Origin of the sequence: Streptococcus sp. KR (genome assembly GCF_002238115.1) — a bacterium.
In the GTDB taxonomy this organism is placed as follows: Bacteria; Bacillota; Bacilli; order Lactobacillales; family Streptococcaceae; genus Streptococcus.
The window spans coordinates 1-1170 of the sequence record NZ_NGVM01000068.1; the positions used below are offsets into that span (position 1 = coordinate 1).

General features: G+C 36.1%; 1 protein-coding gene. It reads left to right on the forward strand.

Annotated elements, in window-relative coordinates:
• Positions 1-20: 20 nt before the first annotated feature.
• Positions 21-1170: VirB4-like conjugal transfer ATPase, CD1110 family (locus CBI42_RS10830; RefSeq protein ID WP_373433760.1), on the forward strand; the 1150-nt coding region annotated here is incomplete at its 3' end.

A 1170-nucleotide genomic window follows, 5' to 3' on the forward strand; every position in this document is an offset into this window, starting at 1 on the left:
AGGAAAGAAAGGACTTGAACATGAAAAGAAAATCAAATACATTAAAGAAACAAAAGACTTCAACGACTAATAAAAAGGAAGAAGTTAAAGATAAAAAAGAGGAAGTGTTACCATCAACGGCTAATACTCTTTCCTATCAAGCCTTGTATCAAAATGGTCTGATGCAGGTAAAAGAAGATTATTTTTCACAAAGCTATTTACTTGGTGATGTCAATTACCAGACCGTTGGTTTAGAAGATAAGGGAGCAATCATTGAGAAGTATTCTGATTTGATTAACTCTTTAGATGACCAAACCAACTTCCAATTGACCATTTTTAATAAAAGATTGAATTTAGAAAAATTCAGACACAGTGTTTTGTATGAGGAAAAAGAAGATGGGTACGATAGCTATCGTAAAGAATTGAATCGGATGATGAATCAAAATTTAGATAGTGGTGAAAATAACTTTTCGGCTGTGAAACTGATTAGTTTTGGTAGAAAGGATTCTAATCCCAAACAAGCCTATCGTTCCTTGTCCCAAATTGGAGAATATTTCAAGAGTGGTTTCTCAGAAATTGATGCACATTTTGAATCCTTGGCTGGTGAAGAACGTGTCAACTTATTGGCGGATATGCTTAGAGGAGAACACCATCTTCCTTTTTCTTACCGTGATTTAACGAGATCGGGTCAGACAACTCGTCACTTCATAGCACCTAATCTCTTGGATTTTAAAAACAAGAATTACCTACAAATCAATGATCGCTTATTGCAGATTGTCTATGTGAGAGATTATGGCATGGAATTAGGGGATCAGTTTATTCGAGATCTCATGCAAGGAGATTTGGAATTGATTGTAAGCCTTCATGCTCAAAGTTCGACTAAGGCAGATGCTATGAAGAAACTACGAACAAAGAAGACCTTGATGGAATCTCAAAAGATTGGGGAACAACAAAAACTAGCTCGTACAGGTATCTATTTGGAAAAAGTAGGTCATGTATTAGAAAGCAATATCGATGAAGCTGAGGAACTATTAAAAACCATGACCGAGACAGGAGATAAACTATTTCAAACGGTCTTCTTGATTGGTGTTTTTGGTCAGGATGAAGAAGAACTCAAGCAAGCCCTAGACACGATTCAACAAGTGGCCGGCTCAAATGACCTAATGATTGATAAACTTCCATATATGCAAG